Annotated in this window: 24 protein-coding genes; 1 reads left to right on the forward strand and 23 read right to left on the reverse strand. The window is 56.5% G+C overall.

Features of this window, described 5'->3' with window-relative positions; all coding sequences use genetic code 11:
- Together ACI2JR_RS17455 and cmoM are read right to left on the reverse strand one after the other, a co-directional pair.
- On the reverse strand, window positions 1-123 hold a 123-nt coding region (locus ACI2JR_RS17455; protein ID WP_191642294.1), incomplete at its 3' end, for a hypothetical protein.
- Window positions 120-920, reverse strand: a complete 801-nt coding sequence (gene cmoM, locus ACI2JR_RS17460) for a tRNA uridine 5-oxyacetic acid(34) methyltransferase CmoM (protein ID WP_132727517.1) — start codon at window positions 918-920, stop codon at window positions 120-122. The genes ACI2JR_RS17455 and cmoM, both read right to left, overlap by 4 nt.
- Window positions 921-1,041: 121 nt before the next feature.
- Between cmoM and elyC the strand changes: the two genes are divergently transcribed.
- Window positions 1,042-1,821: an envelope biogenesis factor ElyC gene (gene elyC, locus ACI2JR_RS17465; RefSeq protein WP_132727520.1), complete on the forward strand. Its 780-nt coding sequence runs from the start codon at window positions 1,042-1,044 to the stop codon at window positions 1,819-1,821.
- Here elyC and ACI2JR_RS17470 read toward each other — a convergent pair.
- The 21 genes from ACI2JR_RS17470 to ACI2JR_RS17570 all read right to left on the reverse strand — a co-directional run bounded on the left by ACI2JR_RS17470 (window position 1,798) and on the right by ACI2JR_RS17570 (window position 21,321).
- The gene (locus ACI2JR_RS17470) at window positions 1,798-2,691 is read right to left on the reverse strand and encodes a YcbJ family phosphotransferase (protein ID WP_132727523.1); all 894 of its coding nucleotides are present in this window, start codon (window positions 2,689-2,691) and stop codon (window positions 1,798-1,800) included. The genes elyC and ACI2JR_RS17470 overlap by 24 nt on opposite strands.
- A gap of 155 nt (window positions 2,692-2,846) precedes the next feature.
- On the reverse strand, window positions 2,847-3,695 hold the full coding sequence (locus ACI2JR_RS17475; protein WP_462479087.1) for a hypothetical protein: 849 nt from the start codon (window positions 3,693-3,695) through the stop codon (window positions 2,847-2,849).
- Window positions 3,696-3,707: 12 nt separating this feature from the next.
- Window positions 3,708-5,423 (reverse strand): hypothetical protein, encoded by a 1,716-nt coding sequence (locus ACI2JR_RS17480; protein ID WP_462479088.1) that lies wholly within the window; start codon window positions 5,421-5,423, stop codon window positions 3,708-3,710.
- 1 nt (window position 5,424) lies between these two features.
- Window positions 5,425-6,237, reverse strand: a complete 813-nt coding sequence (locus tag ACI2JR_RS17485) for a hypothetical protein (RefSeq protein ID WP_462479089.1) — start codon at window positions 6,235-6,237, stop codon at window positions 5,425-5,427.
- A complete protein-coding gene (locus ACI2JR_RS17490) occupies window positions 6,234-8,942 on the reverse strand; it encodes a phage tail protein (RefSeq protein WP_462479090.1) in 2,709 nt (902 codons plus the stop codon). The genes ACI2JR_RS17485 and ACI2JR_RS17490 overlap by 4 nt, the downstream gene beginning before the upstream one ends.
- Entirely contained in the window at window positions 8,943-9,146 is a 204-nt protein-coding gene (locus tag ACI2JR_RS17495; protein ID WP_264974214.1) for a hypothetical protein, read from the reverse strand. It lies immediately after the preceding gene.
- A 10-nt stretch (window positions 9,147-9,156) separates the two neighbouring features.
- Window positions 9,157-9,390: a hypothetical protein gene (locus ACI2JR_RS17500; RefSeq protein ID WP_025712855.1), complete on the reverse strand. Its 234-nt coding sequence runs from the start codon at window positions 9,388-9,390 to the stop codon at window positions 9,157-9,159.
- A 12-nt stretch (window positions 9,391-9,402) separates the two neighbouring features.
- Window positions 9,403-10,218 (reverse strand): phage BR0599 family protein, encoded by an 816-nt coding sequence (locus ACI2JR_RS17505; RefSeq protein WP_274801014.1) that lies wholly within the window; start codon window positions 10,216-10,218, stop codon window positions 9,403-9,405.
- Window positions 10,205-11,386 carry a hypothetical protein gene (locus ACI2JR_RS17510; protein WP_462479091.1) on the reverse strand — a complete coding sequence of 394 codons (1,182 nt, stop codon included), beginning with the start codon at window positions 11,384-11,386 and terminating at the stop codon, window positions 10,205-10,207. The genes ACI2JR_RS17505 and ACI2JR_RS17510 overlap by 14 nt, the downstream gene beginning before the upstream one ends.
- On the reverse strand, window positions 11,386-14,883 hold the full coding sequence (locus ACI2JR_RS17515; RefSeq protein WP_462479092.1) for a phage tail length tape measure family protein: 3,498 nt from the start codon (window positions 14,881-14,883) through the stop codon (window positions 11,386-11,388). Before ACI2JR_RS17515 ends, ACI2JR_RS17510 begins: the two co-directional genes overlap by 1 nt.
- A 160-nt stretch (window positions 14,884-15,043) precedes the next feature.
- The gene (locus tag ACI2JR_RS17520; RefSeq protein ID WP_180817844.1) at window positions 15,044-15,526 is read right to left on the reverse strand and encodes a DUF6631 family protein; all 483 of its coding nucleotides are present in this window, start codon (window positions 15,524-15,526) and stop codon (window positions 15,044-15,046) included.
- Entirely contained in the window at window positions 15,523-16,275 is a 753-nt protein-coding gene (locus ACI2JR_RS17525) for a phage tail tube protein (protein WP_064392242.1), read from the reverse strand. Before ACI2JR_RS17525 ends, ACI2JR_RS17520 begins: the two co-directional genes overlap by 4 nt.
- On the reverse strand, window positions 16,262-16,465 hold the full coding sequence (locus tag ACI2JR_RS17530; protein ID WP_025712861.1) for a DUF7210 family protein: 204 nt from the start codon (window positions 16,463-16,465) through the stop codon (window positions 16,262-16,264). The genes ACI2JR_RS17525 and ACI2JR_RS17530 overlap by 14 nt, the downstream gene beginning before the upstream one ends.
- Window positions 16,453-16,899 (reverse strand): hypothetical protein, encoded by a 447-nt coding sequence (locus ACI2JR_RS17535; RefSeq protein WP_462479093.1) that lies wholly within the window; start codon window positions 16,897-16,899, stop codon window positions 16,453-16,455. The genes ACI2JR_RS17530 and ACI2JR_RS17535 overlap by 13 nt, the downstream gene beginning before the upstream one ends.
- Entirely contained in the window at window positions 16,896-17,420 is a 525-nt protein-coding gene (locus ACI2JR_RS17540) for a gp436 family protein (protein WP_016808576.1), read from the reverse strand. The genes ACI2JR_RS17535 and ACI2JR_RS17540 overlap by 4 nt, the downstream gene beginning before the upstream one ends.
- A 13-nt stretch (window positions 17,421-17,433) precedes the next feature.
- Complete coding sequence (locus ACI2JR_RS17545; protein ID WP_462479094.1) at window positions 17,434-18,363, reverse strand: phage capsid protein; 930 nt, start codon at window positions 18,361-18,363, stop codon at window positions 17,434-17,436.
- Window positions 18,364-18,419: 56 nt separating this feature from the next.
- The gene (locus ACI2JR_RS17550) at window positions 18,420-18,623 is read right to left on the reverse strand and encodes a hypothetical protein (RefSeq protein ID WP_462479095.1); all 204 of its coding nucleotides are present in this window, start codon (window positions 18,621-18,623) and stop codon (window positions 18,420-18,422) included.
- Between the two features lie 26 nt (window positions 18,624-18,649).
- Window positions 18,650-18,988 (reverse strand): hypothetical protein, encoded by a 339-nt coding sequence (locus ACI2JR_RS17555; RefSeq protein WP_462479096.1) that lies wholly within the window; start codon window positions 18,986-18,988, stop codon window positions 18,650-18,652.
- 34 nt (window positions 18,989-19,022) lie between these two features.
- Window positions 19,023-19,397: a capsid cement protein gene (locus ACI2JR_RS17560; RefSeq protein WP_316948122.1), complete on the reverse strand. Its 375-nt coding sequence runs from the start codon at window positions 19,395-19,397 to the stop codon at window positions 19,023-19,025.
- Window positions 19,394-20,521, reverse strand: a complete 1,128-nt coding sequence (locus ACI2JR_RS17565) for a peptidase (protein WP_462479097.1) — start codon at window positions 20,519-20,521, stop codon at window positions 19,394-19,396. Before ACI2JR_RS17565 ends, ACI2JR_RS17560 begins: the two co-directional genes overlap by 4 nt.
- Before the next feature lie 239 nt (window positions 20,522-20,760).
- Window positions 20,761-21,321, reverse strand: coding sequence for a phage virion morphogenesis protein (locus ACI2JR_RS17570; RefSeq protein ID WP_462479098.1), 561 nt, complete (start codon window positions 21,319-21,321; stop codon window positions 20,761-20,763).

The following is a 21,321-nucleotide window of genomic DNA, read 5'->3' on the forward strand; positions in this document are numbered from 1 at the left end:
CTCGCCGTTCAGCGTGGCAACGGCCAGCAGAAAAGAGAGTCTGTCCACCGGCAGCGAAATAGAAAAATCATTTTTTCTGGCCCAGGCAACCAGTTCGGGGACTGTCTGGGAAAATTCACTCATACTTTATCCTTGCATCTGCAGCTCTGAGCCTGGCGCTTAATCGCGGTGACATGAATATAACGCCCCAGACTGATATACGGCTCCTGGCGACAGTAGCGCGTCTCCAGCTCCAGCAGCGCCGCAAAGTTGTCGCGCTGTTTGCGTTTTTCACGCAGATAATCATGAAACACCCGCACGCCGGTTTTCCCGGTAATCTGCCAGCCCAGCTCTTCCAGCCAGCCATACACCTGCTCCGGGGAACGCGGATAGTCCGGCGATAGCGTGCGTTTTTTCTTTTTCGGCATGCCAAGCTGTACGTAGTCGAAGTTCCCGACGACCATGTTGTGCATCAGCAGACCGTTAGCATTGTAGAACATTAGCGACAACGCGCCGCCGGGGCGTAGCACCGACCACAGCGTGCGCAACATCTCCTGCGGCTCGGCCACCCATTCCAGTACCGCATGAAACAGTATCAGATCGACCGGGCTTTCCAAATGCTGCGCAATATCCTGAGCCGCGCATTGTACAAAATGCATGTTGTCGATCACACCTTTATCGGCAGCCGCCTGCCGGGCGCGGGCCACCATTTCAGCGGAAAGATCGCATAACGTCACGTGGTGGCCCATTTCCGCCACCCGCACCGCCGTCTGCCCTTCCCCGCCGCCGGCGTCAAGAACCCGCAGCGGCCCGGGCCCAAGCTGGCTCAGCAACGGTTGCAGATCCTGCCAGAGGATCGCCTGACGCAGTTCGCCCTTGGTGGTGCCGTAGATATTGCGCGAAAACTTTTCAGCCATGTCATCGAAATTACGATCCTGCACGGACGACTCCACCTGCCACCACAAAGCCGCTATTTTGTCATACCCACGCTGAGAATGAAGCGATCTGTTATAAGATCCGGGCATAACTTTGGTTATATGGTTAAAAAAGGAGCCATCTGGCATGCTTTTTACGCTGAAAAAGTATATTGGCGGCATGATGCTGCCGCTTCCGCTGCTGCTGCTGCTGATTGCGGTGGGTATCGCGCTGCTCTGGTTCAGTCGTTTTCAACGCACCGGCAAGACCTGCGTCAGCGTCGGCTGGCTACTGCTGGCGCTGCTCAGCCTGCAACCGGTGGCCGACGGTTTACTTAAACCGATAGAAGAGACCTATCCGACATGGCGCGGTACACAGCACGTTCAGTACGTGGTGGTGCTCGGCGGCGGGTATACGTGGAATCCGCAGTGGGCTCCCAGCTCAAACCTGATTAATAACAGCCTGCCGCGACTGACCGAGGGGATACGGCTATGGCAGGAGAATCCGGGATCGAAGATGATCTTTACCGGCGCCGCGGCGAAAACCAACCCGGTCAGCACGGCGGAGGCCGGCGCGCGGGTCGCGCAAAGCCTTGGCGTGCCGCGCAGCGAGATTATCGTACTCGATCGGCCGAAAGATACCGAGGAAGAAGCCGCGGCGGTGAAACAGACGATCGGCGATGCGCCGTTCCTGCTGGTGACCTCCGCGTCACATTTGCCGCGGGCGATGATTTTCTTCCGTCATGCCGGGCTGAACCCTCTGCCAGCGCCCGCCAACCAGCTGGCGGTGGAGTCGCCGCTCAACCCGTGGGAGCGGGCAATCCCTTCGCCTTTCTGGCTGATGCACAGCGATCGCGTAGGCTATGAAACGCTGGGGCGCATCTGGCAGTGGCTGAAAGGAGCGTCAGGCAAGCCAGGGGAGGATTGATTTCGCCGCTAAATCAAAGCGGCCGCGGTCAAAGCGCCCGGTATTGACCAGGTTATCCACCTCGTCCCACAGCAGATAGAGCCAGCGCCGCCACAGGAAGGACTCCGCCACCGGCGCGCGGCGCAGATAGTGCCACAGCAGCTGTTCCGCCTGTCCGCCGTCAGACAGGCGGAACAGCTCATATTCTCGCGGCGCCCACAGCATCATGCCCGGCCCGACCATCGCCAGCAGCTGATCGCTGCGCGCATCTTTCAGCATGCTGCGCAGCGTGAAGCTGCCGTGTACCAGCACGCAGTTATCATTAAAATCTTGCAATAAATCCGGGAGGCACTCGCGGGCGCGGAACAAAATTCGTTTATCCTGCATCGTCAGGCCGGTATCCTGATACAGATTAAGGGTACTCCACAGCATCTCAACCCGCTGACGGTACCAGTTCGGCCACAGGTTTTCCTGGGTGCTGTCGACCATACCGACGCAGCCGCCGCTATCGTGCCGATGCCATGCCAGAAGCGCTTCCACGATCTGCTCCTGCAGCTGTTCCCAGCGCTCCGGCGTACGGGCCGGCGCTTCTGCCGATACTCCGCGCAGCCGCTCAATCAGCAACACGTCGGGGCCAGGATGCTCTTCATGGGTCAACACCCCGTAGACCACCGGCATGCGCGCGGTGCCGCTCCGCGCCAGGGTTGAGATTTTCCATGCCAGCTGGCGGGCAACGCCGGGAGTGGTGAAACTTCTCGCCAGCAGCGGTAGCGGATTTCCCTGCGCATCGTATAGCGACCACAGCGCCGACGAGGGCTTCTCACTGACACACTCCACGCGGCTGAGTTTTTCCCCCAGCAGGTGGCTCAGTTCGGTTCGCAATTGTTCCATTATTGATTGCCCCTGTGAATACTACTGGTTTTATAATGAGCGCCAGCCGCGGGGATGTCATCGGTGATGCCGGGCGCGATAAATCGAACTATAAAAGCGCGATAATCGCCGCGCTTTTGTTTTTCACTATTTGAGATGAAATTACAAATTAATAATTAGAGCCTAGCCTCTGCTTTTAGTTGAATCAAAGATACCTGCTGCTGCAACTCCGACATAGTCAACGCCGTGTTATGCCAGTATTGGCCCATTAAAATATCGCCGCTATCAAGCGTCCGGGATTCGCTGGTGCCAAACAAAATACGTGTTGCCGTTGAACTGGCAGGCGGTGTCTGAACAGGGAAACCGAACGTAGACGTTAAGATGGCGTCGGAACCTTTTTTAACCGCCAGATTTATCCTGCCATCAGCGGCACGCGATATCGCTGCGCAAATCACGTCATTGGTAGCGGACCAATCGACCGGTACGGAACAGCGAGAAGCGAGCGCGTCTGAACTCGAACCACCCAGGCCGCCAGACCACGCGGATAGAATATGCTGGCCGGTATCAAGTATTGTCGCGGACAGGAGCAAAGCGGGCTGCGCCACCGCCGGTGTGCCCCACGGATTTGTAAAAAATGACATAATGGGATACAGCCTGCGCGATGCCTCCTTCTCCGCTTTTTTGATTGACCGAATTGCCACAGCTATCGTACACGGGTAACCGGCAGTGATTAGATTATCTGATTTAACCTCCGTGCGAATGCCTGTACCTGCCGAAATATCGCCGCCAGGGCCAGTGAAGGAGAAGAATCCCTGACTGAAGGCCAATCGCTCAGGCGAGCGACCGGTTATTTCAATGACGTTACCGGCGGTGTCATTGGCCGAATTGACCAGAGAATCATTTAGGCTACCGCCAAAAATCCCTGTGTACGTGAGATTTTCACTCCTGACGTCTGGGATAAATGATAAATCACTTAGCACCCGAGAGAATGATGATGGAACGTTAATAGCTAATCCTGATTTCATAATAAATGACCTTTACTTGTACCAGCCAAGGCTGATCAGTTTGGGTTTAATTACACTCTGAACAACCGCATTATTTGCCACTTGATTTAAGTGTCCGGCGTCAGCTGATATCGAAGTTGCCTTATACCCTTGAGCCTGCATCGTAAGGTCATTGGCAGATGGCGTAATTCCGGTGTCCGCCCAAATTTTGGCGCTACAGATGTAATCTTGTGTATCGCAGTACAAATCCTCGAAATAATCTCTCATTCGATTATTCAGGCTTTCCAGTCGTGTTTTCCAGATTGGATTTGAATAAGAGGAGTCATTAAAGATACCGATTACTAAGGCGCGTTTTCCTAACGTTGTCAGGTGCATTACGGTCTTTAACACGTTATTGAAAATCACATCCTCGTTAACTTCCTGGTTTGCTACCGCATCCCATTTAATATCGTTTTTATACATCCATAGCAAAACAACCCCGTCCCGGTAAGATGCCGGTAGTGTAGGTATGAAATCAGCGCCACCCTCCAGGGTGACCTCGGCTCCTGCTGTCGCTCGGGTAAATCGCAGTGATGAAGAGGACCAGGATAACGTTCCTGCCACCCCACCGACTACCCCTGTAAATGACTTTAAAAACGAATTACGGAAGTTGCTCGGGGTTTGAGCGCACGTTACGTTAACTGCGCCGCTTGCCGGAATCGTATTTCCTGGGAAGATCAAGGTATAGGGCACCCCACCGAAGCGGGCGGCACTTTGGAAGGAGGATTCACCGGGTTGCCCCTGGTTGCTCCAGTCTTCGATACCCAGTTCTGACGCCATTACTGAAAAATTTTCGCTTCCCCCTGATACGACCAGAGATGACGATCCCCAGCACGACATTTTTTTTGTATCCGGCAGAAGGCGCACAAGATCCCCGTTGGAATTAACGTACCTGTCGCCCTGACTAAATGCCGCATCCCCATCACCACCGCCGCCAGCAGTAATTTCCTTGCCACCAACAATTAATTTATCAGTAATAACACCCGGAGTTCTTAAATTACCTTCATTATCTAAGGCCCCGGCGATACCGTTATTACCTCTGATTAACAGAGGAACACCCATCAAATCCGTTTCAAAACCGACCCCACCGATATTTGCAGCGACGAGGCGTAGCACGCTGTCAGGCCCCAGCGCCAGAGGCATGCCGTTAGCTCCGAAAACATATAAACCACCGGCATTTTGATAAATCTGAAATGATGCACCGCCGACAGAGATTAGATCCTGAACGGCAAGAGAAACCATGTGAGAAAGCGCCGTAGGATCAATGGCAAAAACAATGCCGTTTTCACCTAAAATTGCAAAGGTGCCATCAGGAAGAATTTGAAAGTTCCGTTTCACTTCATTAACGGCCTCAGTACCCGGCCATGCTGCACCAGGTACAGCGACCCCATTACGATTTTCGTAATAAATAAAAGAGCTTTCGTTATCTATACCTTGCCCAACACGGAATGATTGCCCATTTTCTGTTGCGGCGAGACCAGCGATTGTTCCGTCAGGATCTGTTTCGGTTTTGTAAAATGTAAATTCGCGGTAATCCGGAATAGATTCCATCTGTTCTTTTAGAAAAAGAGTGCGGTTAGCAAGTTGCTCTGCCTGTATGTTTGATGGTCCACCACCTGGAACGTTTTCTTGTTTACCGAGCACGGGGGTCTCTTCGGTGAGCTGATAAATACCATCGACCCAGACAGGACTTTCCTGCAAGTTTGACATATTACTTACCTCGGTATTGATATTGACCGTCATATTTAGCCCGACCGTTATAGGTCAGGGCCGATTGCGGTGATTGTGCTGATTGAGAATTAACTATCTGAAGATTGCCGAAATAGCTGAAGGCCGATTCCGCCTGATGAGTAAAATCAGGGAGAATTAATGAGGTCATATCCATGCCTGCAATGTCATTCCCGCTGCTAATCATCTCCAGCGCTGCCAGAGGATCAACTGAGACCCGGTACAGTTCCAGCAGCACAGGTGCCGAACCTTCTGCAAGATTTACCCCCTGAAAACGTAAATAAAATTCCTGTGTTTTCGTAGAGAAAAACGGTAGCCACTGGTTAAACAGGTGTTCGTAAGCCACTATCAGGCCCACAGTTTCGGGTGTTACCAGAAACTCAATCGTGCCGAACTGGCGGTCAATAACATAATCAGTATCACGTTCCAGACCATTAATACTGACGTTATAAACCGTGGTATGGGGAAGCGCGATAATATCCCCTTTGACGATCCCATCAGGTAAGGCGAATTGCTCATTAAATGAAAATGGCTCATCTACCGGTTGGGCTCCCAATAACAGCGCCAGATTTTCAACCGAGAAATTATGCCAGGTTGAACTGACAGAACCGCTGGCACCGGTAATGATTCTCTGATTCTGATAGAGCTGTCCGCCCCGTGATGCTTTCGTTATTTGTTGCTCATACGAAAACGCTATTTTCAATGTTGAAACATCACCGACCCAACGAAATGCACGCTTATTATCTCTCGGAGCCAGGAACACCTTACCCTGACCATAATAATAGTTTTCCCTCATGGTCCGATACTCCGTTCAGTCAGTTTCAGGGAGATTATGCCCTCGTTCAAAACGGGACCGTCTGTCGTAAAAATAGTGATATCCATTTCTGCGAGATAAATACCGGCGTCCCATTCGATAGCCGCTGCCGCCCCGGTTGCGGAATCCAGCAGTAGCGCAGAGGCGTCTCCACCCAGCGCCAGCACGGTCAGTGGACCGCTGGTTTCCGTCCACTGCGCGATGGCCAGCACAGGGTGGGTGCCGAACGACCACGGCGACGTCGGCCAGGTTCCGGCTGGCCATTCAATATCATCGGCAGGAATGGAAAGACCGCTGGCTACGAGGTCGGGGGGATACCAGGCTGTGACTCCGGCGGCATCGGCAATGGCGTGTAGCTCAGGTACCGCTCCGGTTTCGGTATCTTCCGGCGTTGCTGTGGCCCAGTCGTTACCATCAACAATGGTCAGAGACAGGGTGACGGTGATCGGGAATGCCTGGTAACGACCTGCTGGCAGTTCCGTCCGGAACGAATAGAGCGACATCAGGCCATCGCGTTTGCTCTGCAACGCCAGGGTATGTACAGCAGCATCATCACCGCCGGTGACATAAGGGATCGGAATGCTGGCGTCACTGCTGGCCATCGACCAGACCTCCGTGCCGGTACTCTGAGCAATCAGTTTCACCACATACTCTGTACCGGGTTCGGGACCGATACTGTTTTCGGTACAGTCAATCAGGCGGTCAGCCTGCAGTAGGCGGTCACGATGAGAGAACGCCAGGGTAAAGGTATCTGCGCTGGCCACAACATCGGGATATGAGACGCCGTTGATCCGGATATTCCCGGGCAGATACGGTCTGGCCTGACGCCCGGACATGGTCAGCATGGTCACCGGGGCGGCAGATTCCGCCAGCGTCTCCGTACTTGTCCGGGTGAGCAAACGAACCTCCACCGTTTCACCGGAAAGATATTCCAGACCGTCCGAGTCCAGCGCATCCTGATACGCCCAGCACCGGTCCCCGGCGTAATGCCCTGACGGCAGTGAGTCCATGCAACCACGCCCGACGGCGATGGTGCCAGCAAGAATGTCGACAGCGTCAACACGCATGATCTCATCATTAATCATCAGGCCGTCACCAACAGTCGGGAAGATGGCCATGCCGACATGCAGGACGGAATCGAGTCGCCCGACAGGGGCCGTCAGCGTTCCTGAAGGCGTCCAGTCTCCCTGGCCACGCTCTGCGAACGTGGCTCCCGCTGCACGGGTCTGCAGCAGATAGTTGATACTGAGCGACGTCGGCGCGACGGCCATCACGCCAGGATAGCCGGATTCAGGTTTCAGATAGTTCAGGTCAGCCTCGCTGATGGTCCCGGCCAGCACAGCATAAGGAAGCTCAATCAGCCGCTGGATGGAGACAGGCCGGGCGGATTTATCTGGCGGTGTCCAGCCGCTGTCCTGTTGCCCGGAGCTGTAAGAGGTGGATGGCAGGCCGAAAACATCCTGAACCACAGTCAGTGTCAGCACGCCGGTGTCGCTTTCCTCTATTTTCCCCACGCGCAACACCATATTGTCGATATTTCGGTCCGGCAACTGGACGCGGAAAACATCACCCGGGCGCAAAATACCGCCGCGCCGGTCGAACTGGATGACCTGACGGGTCAGTTCTGACTGCGCGGTTTCCAGGTCGCGTTGGGCTACGCGGGCGGCAAGTGAATGTGTCGGGATCGCTTTGTACTCGACCGAACTGCTGTTGAGTCCGGTATTCTGTATTGCTCCGAGGTTCTGCGCCCGGACCTCGCCATCGGCGTTTGTGACAGGGTCATTCCAGGTCACGACAATCTCATTCGGGTTCGACGTGGTACTGGCGCTGTCGTCATCCTGAACGGCGATAATCCCGTTATCGTAAGTGAAGAGCGGCAGGTCATCGACACTGTAATCCCCGCGCAGCAGCTTCAGGGTTAGCTTGCCGGTTTCGAGATCGGCATACTGCACCGCGCCGACATGATCGAGAACCTGCTGAACGAACGTGTCCAGCCCGTCCTGACGGTTATAGCGGAAGCACAGGCCAAACCCTTCCTCATACAACGTATCAGCAGCAGCGCGATAACTGTCGAGGTTCAGGTCATCGGCGAGCGTCAACTGACGCCCCCAGTCGCGATTAGTGGCACATTCCACCAGGATGTGCGCCGGGTTCATGGCATGAATGGCCCGCAGATTGGAAATCTGGTCCGGCAGCAGATCGCTCTCGTCATCAAGCTGGCCCTCAGTGTTCTCCAGCATGATGGTGGCTTTCTCCGGATACCAGACATCACCATCCCAGCCTTTAGTCGTGCGGCGAACGCGGTATAACCACGGTTTGGGGCTGGCGCTGTAGCAGCTGACCAGGCCACTGAAGAAAGTGGTCACCACGCCACGAAATCCCGGCACCAGTCCTGTCAGCAACTTCAGGAGCGATGCCGGTGGCACCTGATCCGGTTCGCCCATCATGATATCCAGCTGACCCTGTATGCCTCCCTCACCACCGGTATCATCGCCGCCGAACAGTCCGGGTTTGTCGATGTACACCGAGGTGCTGGATGAAATCTGCCCCGGCGTACCGGCAAAGACCGTCTTTTTATCGGCCATGATCGATACAATTTCGTTGACCGGACCGCGCCCTAGCCCCGCCTGTACATCCCAGGAATAGCGATAGCCCACGGTGACTTTTTTTGAACCTTTACCGCCCATTTATGCTCCTGCTTCTTTCTGAGTCTGTTGCGCCAGTTCGACGATCTGAATCGCCAGCGCGTCGCCGGTTCCGACCAGCAGGTCTGAATCAATCCCGCCGTCACGGATGAACGCCTGCAGGTCGAGGTTATAGCGGGAAAAGAAGGTCCGTAGCCCCCATGCACAGCCGCCACCGGCGCGAATATGTTCCATCGTGATCCACATAGCGCCTCCGTTACTTTTTGATGGCCTGATAGCGATAATTGCCGTACCCGAGCACGAACCAGTCAGCCGTCCAGCAGTCACCAAAGAAGACGCACTGAGGGGTGCCTTCATCGGGCATAGGCATATTCCAGTCATCCTCGGTAGCAGCCTCCGGCGTGGAGTTTTTTTGCTTCGGCGCTAATGCGGTATTGATCACATATGATGCAATCAGAACCGCCACGAATTTAGCTACTGCCCACCACATGGCGTACCCCTCCTAAAACAGTTTGATAATGGTGTAAGGCGACTTACCGGGCATATGCGGCTGGCCACCGTAGTTCAGATGATTGGCAAACTTGCTGTCACAGGTCGCAATCGTGCGATCGCAACCCGGGTACAGCGTGACGGACTGCCCGACCTGCAGGCCGGTTGTGCCGCCAAAAAGATGCAGCGTGTTACTGTCCTGCTCACGGAGGCCGCGCCGCTCGGTATAGCCATTGCGGTCAAACTCAATGTAACCACCAGAAAACCAGTCGCTGGCAAGACCTGCAGGCAGGTTCGCGGTAATGGAGGAGCCATCGAGGGCGGTGACCACCACACCGCTGACCGCGAACTGGAGCGGGTCAACACGGCAGTTATGATCGTACAGCGCATACGGGCACTGACGTCCCCAGGTGAGACGGAGTCCGACCCGGGAGAACGTGCTGGCCAGACTGATGGTGATCAACTTGCAGGATTCAATCTGCTCGCGTTTGACGCTGCTGATTTCCCCGATCCAGACGACCCTGAACTCCCCGGACGTATCGGTTGCGTGCCAGCGCATCACCCGCACCCTGACAGCACGCGATGGTGGTGTGGCACGAAACAGCTGCGCGACCGGATTACTGGCCGGGACCGTGATATCCATCCCGTCACCGCTGCCGGAACTGAGGCCGCTGTTGCTGATGGCCTGTGCCTCCCAGACCTGACCGGCAAAGTCGATATCTTTGTCGGCGTTGCTGTAACGCCAGAACAGGCTGTCGCCCAGCCGGAACTCATACAGCGTCAGCGGCTGACCATCGGCGACGGAATATTCAAACTCACTCCAGCTCATCACGTACTCCGGTAAAAGTGGTGGCGACCCGGGCCACGCCGTCGGCGTCGGTCACATGCTCCCAGGACACAGTGTCAGAGTCCTGGCGGGCCAGGGTCATCAGGGAAATGGCAACGATCTGGTTCTGACTTGCAGTAATGGCGTCGCCATCAAGCACGAGGCGTTCCGCACCGCTGACCAGGCTCACAGCAGTGATGCGGCGGTAATACCGCGTACCATCTGCCAGTAAAATACAGATGTCGCGGCGACCCGGGCGGATACCCAGCTCGGTAAAGCCCGCGTCTCTCACGGTCAGAAGGTTGCCGTTGATAGCGCCGGTCGGGGAAAAGTCCATCGTCTGACCTGGTACCCATATCGGGCGCTGACGGCCCCGGAGATACCACAGAAGTTGGCGAAGTGACGTCTGCGCCTGACGGTTAGCGGTGAACCAGCTGTGCGTCTGCCGCCAGAACGGACGACCGGCGGTGTCCAGCCTGTATGGAATACTGCTGCCGTTATCCAGCTCACGGATCAGAGGCTGATAGCTGGTGCTGACAGACTCGCCCCAGTCGGTTTCAGCCTCGAGCACCGGGTGACCACGGTACTGCATGAGCACCGGCGCATCACTGAAGGCATTGTGGTCAGCGATACGGAAGCGCACCTGCGCGGTCGTTGCGGTATCGGTCAGGCGGGAGAGTGACGGCGGCTCTGTCAGTACTGCCGGACGTACCGGATAAACCAGCGAGCCCGCAGGCCAGCTGTCGGTCAACGGTGATGCCAGCTGCAGGGCATCACCGGTAATCGCGGCAACGGTGACCATCCGGCTGGTTGCGTCAGGGGATTCGTCGGTTTTCAGCAACACCGTTCCGCCGACAGAAAAGTCACGCCCTGCGGTCGGAATGGAGAGCGCAGTCGCGCCGCTGGATACCGCTGCCGGCAGCGCGAAAACATCCGGATACACCGGTATGGCCCATGTGCCGGCACAACCCTGCCACAACATATTCTCAAAACGCTGACGGCCTGTGTCATGCACCAGCGTCGTGAACTCGAAAGTCCGGCGCGGCGAGAGACGACGGGAAATCCGCTGCTCTGCGCCGGTTGGCGACTGCAGCACATCGGTCTTCCACTCCAGCGTCTCAGTCATGCCCCGGGACCAGTCGGGGTCTGCCAGCCAGGGAAATAACGCCATTATTTATTCCCCAGCCATTGCTTCAGCGTGGGTACCATCGCCTTCAACTGAGTGGTGAACTGACGCTGGCCAGCTAACGTCTGGGCTCCGGCGGTGTAGGCTTCCCCGGCATCTAAAACCAGTTGCTGTTGCAGGCTGATCTGCTGAGTACCCGCCGCTGCAGGTGTGGCCATCGCAGTTTCAGGGACGTTGGCAGGTACCGGCATATTCTGCGCGGGAATGCCTGCCAGACCACCGGTCGCATGACGAACGCGGGGCAACCAGCCCTCCAGCGCGGCCATGCCGTGGCGGTTGAAATCATGCAGAAACCCGAGGGCTCCTGGCTGCTGAACCACAGCGGCGCGGGTCACAAATTCCTGGTCGGAGAGCATTGCCGGAATGGAATCGGAGGTGGTGCTCCCCGGGCCACGAACCTGACCACCATCAGCCGCAAAAACGCTGGCCAGCAGACCGCCCATGCCACCTGATGCGCCGACCAGACTTGATGTCGCCATCTGAGCCAGCTGCTGGGCGGCAATTTTAGCCATGCTATCAACGATGCTCAGCGCCAGATTCCGCACCGCATCGGAAAGGCTCATCGTTCCCTTTGCCAGTCCGACAAGGGAAGTCTCAATACCGTTCTGCAGGCCATCGCGGAATGCCTGGGTCAGTTCGTTCCCCGCCTGGTTCAGCTTGCCCAGCTGTTCTTCGAGCTGGCGGATCATCTCCCGGATTTTGTCACCCGCTTCTCCCGGGGCGGTGGCCAGCTCCTTCAGTTGCGGCAGGTAACCTTTGATTTTGTCGCCGACCTCCTGGTGGAGATCGACGAGGCGCTGCCGCCCCTGAATTTCATTGAGCAGACCACCCTGTACCTGCGCCTGAATGCTGGTTTCCTGCTGGGACTGGTATGTGAACAGGTCGTCGAGCTGCTTTTTGAGGTCATCGACGCGGATTTTGGTTTCAGCGACCGGCAGAAGCTTGTCGAGCCAGTTCAGCCCTTCGGTGTTACCGCTGGCTTCAAACTCGCGGCGCAGATCGGATACGCGGTTCTGCAGCTCGAGCATCGATGCGCCAGCGGTGTCGCCGGTATCGCGCATGTACTCCAGCTGCAGCTGGAGGTTCTGCCCCTTAAACTCCTGTGCGGTGATGGCTGCATTCGCCGCTTCGGCCTGACGGCGCTGCTCGGCGGTCAGGTTGCGGGTCGCAATCTCCTGGGCGCGGGTCGCTGCGGCACCCTGAGTGCGTTTTGCTGCCTGATCCTCAAGCTGTTTGACGAAATTTTTATTGGAGGTTTCCTGCTGTTTGGCCAGCGACTGACCTTCTTTTGTCGCCTTATTGGCCGCGTTGGCCGCATCAATTTTTTTTGCCAGCGCCCGGGCTTCATCCTGCTGGGCTTTGGTCGCACTTGAGAGCGTGCCATTACGAATTTCGGCTTCGACGCGGTCCAGTTCGGTGATCGCTTTTTTCTGATTAAGTGTCTGCTGCAGCTGTTTGTTGTACTGATCGGCTTTTTGACCTGCTGTATCGAGCTTTTTGGTATCGATATCCCACTGACCACCGGAAAAATTTTTACCGTCTGTTGAAGTAACTCCCCGGGACTGCAATAAATCCCGCCCACTGGCACTGGACCACAGGGTCTGGTATTGCTTCTGCAGGTCCTCAACCGAATCCTGCTCTTTCTCAATATCAGAGCGATTATCCTTCCAGATTTTGCGGAGTTTCTCAGCTGCAGCGATGGTCTCAGCATTAGTCTGCAGGCGTTTAGCTTCAGCAGCCGCAGCTTTTTCTTCAGCAGCTTTTTCAGCTTCAAGGGATGATAAACGCTCTTTTTGTTGATTAACCCACGCAGAGTATTCATTCCCCTTTAATGCGATATCAACGTCACTTCCAACATTGCTTAAGTCTTTTTTTATAGAGGCAATTTCTCTATCACGGGCTTCAGTTGGAGAATCAAGGTCTAAAACAGCGCTGCTTTGGCTTTTAAACGCCTGCCAAGCTCCCTGTGCCGAATTTTTAACATTGTTCCATGCCTTAGCAACCCAATTGAGCTGTTGCTCCATTGCGCGAAGGCGTTCTTCGCTGGCCTTCTTAAACGCCTGAGAAGCGACTTCAATGGCTTCCTCTTTCCGCCCCTGGTCCTCCAGACTCTGGATACGCTGGTAGGTCTCCAGATCGAGAAAGTGATACTGCTGGTTGGTGTTGGCGGCCCAGGTGGTTGCGCTGTCGCTCATCTTCAGGAAGTTCGACACGACCTGATCCGCCGAATCGCCGGACAGTTCCGCCATCAACGTTGCAGCCTGGGCCACTGAGGTCAGCGTTTCTCCGGTGAACCGACCACTGCTGACCAGACCATTCAGGATATCGCGGACCTGGCTGTAATTACCGCGTAACTGGCCCCCTTGCAGGGCCATCTGCTCCAGTTCGCCCGAGGTCACACCGGCATAGTTGCCGGTTTTCTGGATCGAGCGGTTAAACTCGTCCTGGTCATTCATCGCTGAAACTGCAGCAATCCCTGCCGCCGCGACAATACCAACCAGCCCCCCCATCGCTAAACGGGCGGGGGTGATGATGCTCAGAAGTGCTTTAAAGGTGTTGCCTACACCACCAAACGAGTCCTTGATTTGTCCGCCTTGCTGAATGGCCACGAGCCAGACCGGCATCCCGCTGGCCAGTGAGGTGACGACGTCGGTGATCTGCATCGGCAGGTAGCGCATCGCCTGAGCATACTGACCGGCGCTGATACCGCCTTTACTCATGGCGGCGTTCTGGTCGGTAATCTTCTGGATAAACGGCGCGGCTTCCGCCGAAATACCTAACTGGGCCGCTTTATACTGCAGCAGTTCGGTGGTGGTCAGGTTCAGAGTCTCGGCCTGCTCGCGCAGCCGGTTGATGAACTGTTCTTTGGTGGCCGCAGCCTGCGCTTCAGCCTGTGCGGCTTCCCGGGCTGCAGCCGCCTCTTTGCGGCCAGCATCAGTCGCAGCATAGGCGGATTTTTCCACCTGCAGGCGCAGTTCGTTCAGACGTGAGGAATACTGCTCAAAGTCATCATCACCGACCAGACCTGCACCACGGAACGCATTAAGCTGTTCCTGCATTTCATCCAGTCGACCATATGCCGCGACAACCGGATCGATACGGTTGACCAGTGCGGTCAGCGCAGCACGTTGGGCATCAATATCTGCGGTGGTGCCATCCAGACCGTTCTGGATAGACCCCATCTCCGCCCGGGTGCGGGCAATGGCTGCCTGATAACCGGCATAATCTGTCGCCGCCTGCTGGACGGCATCGCCGGTCTGTGACGCAGCGGCGGCTGCACTCTGTTCCGCCTGAGCCTGTCCACGTGCTGATTCAGCGACGTTTTCCTGTGCCCGTGCGGCGGTATCAAGTTTCTGTGAGCTGGTTGTTGCTGCAGAGCCAACGTCTTCCACATCCCCGGCCAGGTCCTGCAGCGCACGGCTGGCATCCGCAAGGTCGGCGCGGATTTTCAGCATTAAATTCAGGGTGGAGTTATCGGCCATGACGCACCTGTATATAAAGGAAGAAAGAGCCCCGATCAGGATTTCAGGGCATTAACTCGCTGAGTGGCGTAGTTACCACCGGCATAGGCGGCATTGACATCAATCACGCGGTCAATGCATTCCTGCCGGTGTTGCCGTAGCGCTTCGCTGTAATACAGCGTCAGCTGGCGGAGGGTGTAGGTTCCGAGCCTGCCCGGGTCATGCCCGGCCCGGACGAGGGTTGCGAAGATGCTGCCGAAGCCGACAATTTCGCCCGTGTTGTCCTGATTCCTACCAGCCGGACGACAGCGTTCATAAAAAAACGTCGGTTCTGGGTCCACCACCAGTCAATCAGGGTTTGACCGTCACTGGCAGGCAGCAGCGCCACCCACTGGATCGGTTGATCCACGGTACAGGCAATGAGCTCCGGGATATCATCGGCGTGTTTTCGCAGAACTGCCTCAACTTCCTCCACAGGTGGCCACGGATTATCCATAACCTCTGCCAGGCTGTGGGTGAGCGCATCCAGCTTGTCACCCAGCTGCAGCATATCCATCAGGTTGTATTCGCGGATGACCAGTCCCCGACCCGCAATCGTGATATTGCGGGTGGAGAGCAGCACGCTCAGCTCGTCTTCGGTATCGGCGGGTTTCTGCTTGCTCATGCGACAGGCTCCGCAACATCAATGACGCGGCCAAAGCGACCAATGGTCGGGTCGTCCGGTCGGGCATTGTCGTACAGCACGGTGGAGGTGGTCTCCAGCCCGGCCAGAGAAGTGTCGCCCTGAATTAGAGCCAGCGCAGAAGCCGGGGAGAAGGAGATTTTGTAAAGCTCCAGAATCTTCGCTGCACCACCTTCGGCAAGGTTGATCCCCTCGAAACGCAGGTAAAAATCTTCCGGCTGCTGCGTGAACAGCGTGGTGTTGACCGAACCTGCATACTCATAATTCACGGACGGTGCCGTTGCCTGAGCGGTCAGGAAGGTGATCGCCCCGTAGGTGTAATCCACTTCGTAGTCGGTCCCTTCCACCAGGGTACCGATAACCACGTCACTGACGCGCTGATGGTCCAGAATGTAGCGTTCACCCGCCACAATACCTGCCGGAAGAAGTTCGCCGGTGATGGTGCCTGCAGGGATCACAACCTGCTCACCGTACAGCACCACGGCCAGATTCTCCGGGGCCAGATCGTGCCACGTTGACGTCAGCGTACCGTCCTGGTTGGTGACAAAGCTGCGCACCGTGCCCCGGCGTCCGGAATAACTCTCTTTGTGGTTAAGACGCTCAACCGTCAGCGCCAGCGATAAGGCCGACACATCGCCAACCCAGCGGAATGCACCGGGCTTCCCGTTAGCCAGACGACGGGCCAGAAACACTTTCCCCTGGCCGTAGTAGTAGGTTTCAAGCTGTGCCATTGTCTTCTGGCTCCTGTTGTTTGCTTTTGCCACGGTTGCCCTGAGTGTCGCTGACGACCGGAGTGGCAACCCCGATAAGTTGATGGTCCCGGAGCCAGACTTCTTCGGCTTCGGTCACGGTGATGGTTTCACCGGCTGCAAAGCGCTTACCCTGATGGGTATGCGGCTGCAGGAGTTTTACGTCGGGCATCGTCTGCCTCCGATAACATGATTGACCTGAAACGTGTCCATCCACAGCAGTGTGCCGCCGTCATAATCCAGAATGTCACCTTTGACCCACTGGATGCCGGTTGTGGCCAGCGTCCCCGGTACCCAACCAATCAGCTGGTCGCGTATCTGACCTATCAGCGGGCTGATTTCATGCGTCAGACCGTCAGCACCCTGGCCATAGTTGCGCACCGCAACGGCCACACCGAAGACTGCCTCGGCAACCTGCGCCCGGCTCCCGTTCCCCGGAACACCGCGCTCAGGTCCCATCAGCACATACGCCCCGGGGACCGCAAAACCGGATAACTCCGTCACCTGGCTGTATTCGACGATGGTGCCGAGGAAGCTCAACGGGGACGGCGTCAGTGGCTGCAGGCGCTCGACGATCAGACTGATGGAAAACGGTTCGCTGCTCATTTTCCGAAATCCCTCAGTGAGTCCATGCTGAACGTGCGACCGGGGCCATCCACCATCGGCGGACCGCCAGCGGGTTTCTGCGTATCGGTCGCGCCGAGGCTGAATTTGCCGTTGGCTAGCTGCTCCATCAGTTTCATCGCATCGCGGTAATCACGGACAATCGGGTCGGTACGTTCATCAGAAATACGATGCTGATGCAGCTTGTAGCGCACGACGGAGCGGCCCCAGCTGCTCAGAATCGGGTGGACCTTCACCAGTGGAAGGGTGTAACCACGCTGGCGGAGATAACCGTCAATCAGGTTCTGGGCTTCTTCCACCGCACCGCCAATGCGCTCCACCACCTCAAGGGCCACGGCCACTTCAGCAGGTGGCCATGACGTGGTCTCTTCCCCACGTAACACCGCATCCAGCAGCTCCGGTCGGGCCGGAGGCTTGCCAGGAAGCTGTGTCACCTGAGACAGTTCGACCGCACCCGGGCGGTCAGCCAGTTCAGCAAGGGAGATATACCAGGTCACGGCCATCACTCGCCTCCGCTTAGGCCGATACGGCATTCTGGAAGAAGTAGCCGCAGTCCTGAGCCACAATCAGCTCGCGCACGGCCTCACCGACACGGACTCGCTGACCACCGCGCATCCCCATATCCGGGTCGATAATCACACCGGAAATACGGTTGCCGAACTGCGCGGTGATACCGAAAGTGACACCACCCTGGGTATCAGCCAGCAGGTTGCGGTAGATAAAGGCGGCATGGTTTGCCCAGGCTCGTACCAGCACCGGTTTCTGGCCCGGACGGGCGATATTGACAAACGCCGAGCCCACAACAATTTCATCGAGCTCCAGCAATTGACGGACAAAATCAAGCGGTACCATGCCGTCTTCACCCTGTGTACCGTTGTACGCTTTAACGATCGACGGGTTCTGACGCAGGGCTGTCGCAGTTGAGCGGCCCAGCACCGCTACGTTCGGACGCATGACCATCTTGTCGAGTGCGGTGACAATTTTCTTAATCGGTTTGCTAGAAGCGTTGTCCCACTGGTCGGCAGCTGCCAGGTTTTCTTTGTTACCCACCGGATAATTGGCCGCGTTAAACACTTCTTTACTGGTACGCACTTCGCGATCGAGCAGAATGATATCGGACACGCGCTCGGCGGCCCGGCCCAGCGGGTCGTAATTATCCGGAGCGTTATCAATGTCAGATTGCGGGACCGGCGCATCGAGAGCGTAATCATTGGTCGAGGAGGTCTCATCCGTCGCATCAAACTCAACCTGATTGGGCTGCGACGTCCGTCCAACGGTGGTGGTCGGCACAGTGAAACCCTGTCCGAGATCGAACTTCCACCATTTGAATTCGGCCTTACTTACCGGTACGCGCGGTAACACGCTGTCGGCAATCAGGGAGAGGTTACGGTACCCGATGGCGATCGCTGTCAGGTGAGGGTCAATGGGAAACGGTGCTTTGGACATACTCTTGAACTCCTGAAAAGGGCCGGATAAACCGGCCATAAACGTTAAATGGCCGGTTACTGGTCAGCTAACTGCAGTACGCCACCTTGCTCTGACCCCGAATAAACAATCAGGCCGGTATATTCGGGAACCACCGAACCATCATCAGCCTCAAAGGCCGGGATGTTTCCGTCGGTGATGGTGTAGGCAGGCTGACCTTCACCCTCGGCAAAAGCGGCAAGACTCCGTATCTGGTCGAGGGTCAGTACAATGCGCGACATAGTGTTCTCCTGATCGGACGATGGCATCAGCAGGTCGTTGGCTGAGCGACAGCCCGAACCAGTGCCATGATGCCGGTCTGAATGTTGGTCTTCCCGATCGCATCCCAGCGCTCTGGTTCGGCAGCAATAAAGCGCCGGAGCTCAACCGCCTCTGCTGATGACCCCTGATAAGCGTCTGACCCGGTCTTGCTTTCTGCCGAACTCGCAGACGCAAGCTTGACTTCATGATCCGTGTTAAGACGCCCCGCCAGTTCAACCTGAAGCGCCAGTAATTCTGCGCCTTTGGCTTTGATTCGGTTCATCAGGTCGATCTCTTCAGGAGACAGTTCCCGATAACCGCTGATTTTTCTGTGCTGATTTTCCACAGTCATTACTCCCGTTTTTCAGTGAAAAGGACTATCAACCGCCACTGGCGGCCGGGAGTTTGCCCGGAGCAATCCAGACCGAACCGAGATCGTCTTCAGCACCGTCATATTCGGCAAAGCCGAGATAGAACTGGCCAGCGGTGGCCGGAACAGCTCGCCCCTCAGCATCAGCGGTCAGCGGGTCACCGGCGGCCACATCATCGCCATAGACAACCGGCGTCAGCTGGCTGCGGACCACGTCGGCGGGTTCCCCGACACTGGCGGCAACAAGGGTGGTGACGCCGATAATCAGTTTGCTGCCATCGATGGCGAGAGTGATTTCGTCCTGCACAGTGCCATGCGTGACCATACGACGCGCAGCCAGTGCCACTTCTGCTTTATGGCAGGTGATCAGACCCGGAATATTCATTGCTGGGCTCCTTTCTTCACGTGGTTAACAGCGTCCGTCATGGAGATGGTGCGACCCTGTTTAGCCTGCTCTGCCTGATAGTTCTGGGCGGCAGTGGCCAGCGCGGAGGCATCGGCAAAATCGACAGGGTCATCAGCCGTGCCGGTTTTTTCGCTGAAGTCCACGACTTTGGGTCTCTGGCTCAGCACATCACGCAACAGCTCTTCCGGTGTTTTGTTCACCGTGGCATCACCATCGGCAAAAGACAGCGGTGTGGAGTCAAGGCTAAGCAGTACCTCAACCACAGTATTTTTCTGGCGTGGCAGGATAGATCCCGCTTTAACCAACCCGTCTGCATAGCTGACAACCGCGTCGCGGCGCACCTTCGCGTCGCGTAGTTTTGCGGTTTCTTCATCCTTGCGTAGTTTCTCTTCTCGCTCTGCCAGCGCGGTTTCACGCCGGGTGAGCTCCTCCGCCGTAACGGTGGTCGTTTGGTTCGGGTCCACATTATTCTCCTCGGCATAGGCCAGTGGTGAGATAGATGACTGACGATCTTCAGTAGCGGAGTCCAGAATCGACTGGATACGCCACTGAGGAATGATGGAATCGGCCTGCTCGATGCTTTTTTCCTGGATCACCCAGTCACGAATCGACTGAAACAGGCTGGCCAGGTTGTCGGCCTCCCACGGCAACGCGAACTCCAGCGGACCGTTATCGCCGCTGGTCTCTGCGAACTGCGCATCAGGAAGACCTTTCACACCGGGAGGGACGGCCCCCAGAAAACCGACATGGCGGGCATAGTAATGACCGGGTTTCGGATTGCCGGGGCTGTCAGGCTGATAAATGGAAAGGGAGCGTTTTTTGTAGCTGCCCGCGTTAAAAGCTTCCGCAAAGGCCGGATTGACCTGTCGCGGCGCGGCATACACGATGCCGTCACGGAACTCGAGACGTTCTGCCCAGCCATACGCCGGGGCGGTCAGGCTCGGATGCCCGATGACAAAGGGGGCCTCCGATACTGAAGGGTCATAGCTGTTGGCCAGATCGATGCAGTTTTCCGTCGTGAAGGTGATAGTCCGGCCATCCATCGCGGTGTGGGTACCGGGGGCAAAAACCGCAAGTGTCGCTTTAGCAGTGCTCGTCGTCATGGCTGTCGTCATTTTCGGTTGTCAGGGGTTATGGCGACATCATGACGAAACGTGCTCAGAGGGTAATCTGCCCACGGGCAGATAAAAACGGGACGGAAGGTAATTCTGAGGGCCAGCGCGGGGGAGGAACAGGGCCGGGAACCGTATTAAAACGTATTATAATACGGGTCGCCAGCGTGGATTGCGTCATCGTAGCCAGGCGACCACCAGAACGCGTTACAGGGCGTCTGACGAGGACGTCAGTTAAACACCCCCTGCAGGTAGTTTTTCGCCATATCGATAAGCGTTTCACCCTCTGATTTTGACACACCCAGCCACGGGCGAGCCTCAATCTTAATTTTGTAGGCCGGGATGGTATGCCACTGCGCGAAGTTTGACTTGCCCTTGCGAACGAACTCGTTGGCAATCTTGCCGTTCTTCTTCTGGCGGTAATACGCCTGCTGGCTGCGGGCGGCGATTTCGATGGTCCCACCAAACTGATGAATGGCACCGTATACCCGGTCTGTACCGAACAGCAACTCGTCGGCATTGACCTGCCAGCGCAGGGTATTTTTCAGATAACCGTCACGGGTGAGGATCTTGTCTGCGTTTTTCCGCTTACGCCGCTGGTACCGGGGCTTAAGTGCAGCCCATTCGATGCCTTCCGGCGACTTTTGCTCCTGGAAGCGCAGCTTGTGAAACTCAAGCAGGCGCTCCCCCATTGAACGCAGCAGCGGTTCCGGGCGCATCATTTCTGCCCGGGCATCCCACAGTTTGCTCAGCGCATCCTGAGCATTAAACGTCAGCGTCACACCCGACAT

This window comes from Klebsiella sp. NPDC088457 (genome assembly GCF_044900465.1).
Taxonomy (GTDB): domain Bacteria; phylum Pseudomonadota; class Gammaproteobacteria; order Enterobacterales; family Enterobacteriaceae; genus Klebsiella.